At 54.1% G+C, this 2,624-nt stretch carries 3 protein-coding genes; all 3 read left to right on the top strand.

Annotated features, from left to right (window positions below; genetic code table 11):
• Nucleotides 1-571: 571 nt before the first annotated feature.
• Nucleotides 572-1,603 (top strand): sigma factor-like helix-turn-helix DNA-binding protein, encoded by a 1,032-nt coding sequence (locus ACOI1H_RS24765; RefSeq protein ID WP_422440909.1) that lies wholly within the window; start codon nucleotides 572-574, stop codon nucleotides 1,601-1,603.
• 86 nt (nucleotides 1,604-1,689) lie between these two features.
• A complete protein-coding gene (locus ACOI1H_RS24760) occupies nucleotides 1,690-2,538 on the top strand; it encodes a hypothetical protein (RefSeq protein WP_422440911.1) in 849 nt (282 codons plus the stop codon).
• On the top strand, nucleotides 2,466-2,624 hold a 159-nt coding region (locus ACOI1H_RS24755), incomplete at its 3' end, for a transposase (protein WP_422440910.1). The genes ACOI1H_RS24760 and ACOI1H_RS24755, both read left to right, overlap by 73 nt.

The following is a 2,624-nucleotide window of genomic DNA, read 5'->3' as shown; positions in this document are numbered from 1 at the left end:
GAAAGTCATACCAGTAGGGCGCCGGTGCTCGACGCCCTGGATAATATCCATTTTGAGAGAGCATAAGGACTGAGGTCGGGGACTGTGATGACAATCGCCCGGCGCAAGCCCGATCTTCCTCCGCACAAAACCAGGGGCGGAAGAATGGCGACGGATTGAACCTAAGCAGGCAGGTGAACTGGCTGCTTCAACAATGTGGTTTGAAGGAGCAAGTGGAACTAATTTGCGATTTGCGGAAATCCCTGAGTAGGATTTCGGATGGTCTGGACGTAGTCATGAGGTGTCTTTCCATCCTGACAAAATAAGTAAGCAAATTCAAAAGATGGTGCCCATGATCCTTCCACCACCACCTATAACGGCCTTCACACCGGTGGATATCCACCTGACGGTAGATCGAACATCTGGCTCGACTTCCTGCGAAGCGCCTGACTACCGGTGCTCTGGACAGTGTGCCAGGAAGGGAGCAGCAGACTTCTGGTGCGGAAAGTGCCGCCGCGACGCCCTTCTCGAGGCTGTTGAAAGACTAAGATCTGACAGAGATCTGACTTCAGATTCTGCCGAATGTGCATTCTTGAACGTCCTGAAGCGGATGCCGCTGTGCAGCCACATCCGCCGGCGTCGTCTTTTCTATGAGTGGATGACGACAAAAGACATCAAGATCATGCATGAACTGGCTCTGATATGCTTGATAAACAATGCACTGATTTTGTCAAAAAGGCACAACCTCGGGGGCGATTTTCTCGATGTGCTTCATGATTCACTGGCCGATCTCATGTCCGATCTTGAACGCGACAGATTTGATGATTTTCATTCGTTTATGCAGGGATCTGGCTTTCGGAGTTTGTGGCAGTGGCAGAAGCGCGCAATGCTCATGCATCGCCCTGTCCGGATGACCAATACCAGGGAAATGCGCGCTGCGACGAACCTGATTCTCGCCGCGCCAATCGAAAATCTCGAGGTCACGGATCGAAAATGGTTGGGAGCTGTTGCGCGAGACGCGGAGATATTGGAGACAAATCTTGATCTTGCATGTGATTACTTCGAGAAGAAAGATACCGACGAAATACCTGTTCCGACGATCTCATCTCACGAAGATGACTGCCTGGCACGTCATGACATCCCAACAGTTCTGGGTTCAATTGACACCATACTTGACGCGCGTAGCGCACTCATCCTGCGCCGGACCTGGCTGCAAGAAGAAGTCAGTGAGGATATTGCGGTGGACCTAGGTATCACGCCTGATCGTGTGAGGCAGATACATCGTGAGGCAATGCGGAAGATGCGGGAGGTATTTTCGCCTGATGCTTTGACGGAAGACGAAAAAAGTGTCGTCAGATTAAAGCGCAGAAAGGAATCGTTGGGGCATGCGGTACTTCGCCCGATCAAAGGAGTCGACCTCTTGCGAGCACGTCCTCTTTTTGAGAAAATTCTAACGAAAACTGAACAGCAGGTTGTCCGAGCCCGATTTTTCTCTGGGCCAAAAGTTGTCGAGATGAAAGACGTTGCGAAGTCTTTAGGGTTAAGTCCAGAGAATGTGCGGATCATACAAAATACTGCCTTGGATCGCCTCAAACTTGAATTTACGGCTGACCAAGCCTCATGACCTGGGGGGAGGGGAATTTTTCTTCAGATGTATGCTTGTCTTAAAACTGCTGATATCCTGAACCGGAAACCATAAGAGCTGATAAGATGGCGACACCGAAACGAGAGCGTAATCCCTCCCCTCCGACGACCACCTTCGTGGCGGCCGCGGACCGTTACGTCGATGATGGCGGACAAAAGCTCTACCTGGACGCCCTCCGGCATTATTTCGGCCCCAAGACAACAATCGGCGAGATCGACAAGATTGCCATAGATGCCGCCGTTCAGTCGATCGGACCCCACCTCGCGAAGAGCTCGGCCCATAGGCAGGTCGTCTCTCAGATCACGGTTGTGCTCAATCATGCGTTCGACACCGGGCGCAAACGCGGTGCTGGCAACAAGCCGCCTCGCTGGCTCACACCTGACGAGGCCGAGGCCGTGCTCGATATGGCCGGCAATCCTGAGCGCATAGGTCTCCGCGACCCGCAACGGCGCACTATGCAGAAGATAGCGTTCATGCTCGGCACCGGTGCTATGCCTCATGAAACCGTCTCAATCAAAGGTGCGGCGCTCGATCGCAAAACGAATGTATGGTCCCTGCCCGGCATTACGAGCATCGTGCGACCCCGCCTAGTCTTGCCGCCGGCCAGAGCCATCAACCTCATCGGCGATGTCCCGTTTAATGGCGAAGCCTTCCTTGCCCCGAACGGCGGGCCTTATGTCTTGCGCGAGAAGACGGGCGGACAGATGGCCGAGGCATTTAACCACATCCGTGATGCTGCGGGCCTTGGAAAGGACGTAAGGCTACGGCGAGGGCCGTCTGACTTTGGCTACGATGCGATGATAAGTCCGACCTTATGTCCGATTTCATTTACCGCCCTCAGATCGAAGTTCTCTCTGCCGCCGATGGCGTTCGCCGTCGGCAGTGGCCGGATGAGGATAAGCTCAGGATCGTAGAGGAAAGTTTTGTCGGCCACCGGCAAGTGGCAGCCACGGCGCGGCGGCATGCCATGTGCCGGTCGCTGTTGACGATCTGGCGTCGC

It is taken from the genome of Loktanella sp. DJP18 (assembly GCF_049310965.1).
GTDB lineage: Bacteria > Pseudomonadota > Alphaproteobacteria > Rhodobacterales > Rhodobacteraceae > Loktanella.
This window is presented reverse-complemented; position numbering and strand designations above follow the sequence as displayed.

Coding starts and splice junctions, on each gene's coding strand:
- ACOI1H_RS24760 (WP_422440911.1), top strand. CDS start 1,690: ATGGCGACACCGAAACGAGAGCGTAATCCCTCCCCTCCGACGACCACC.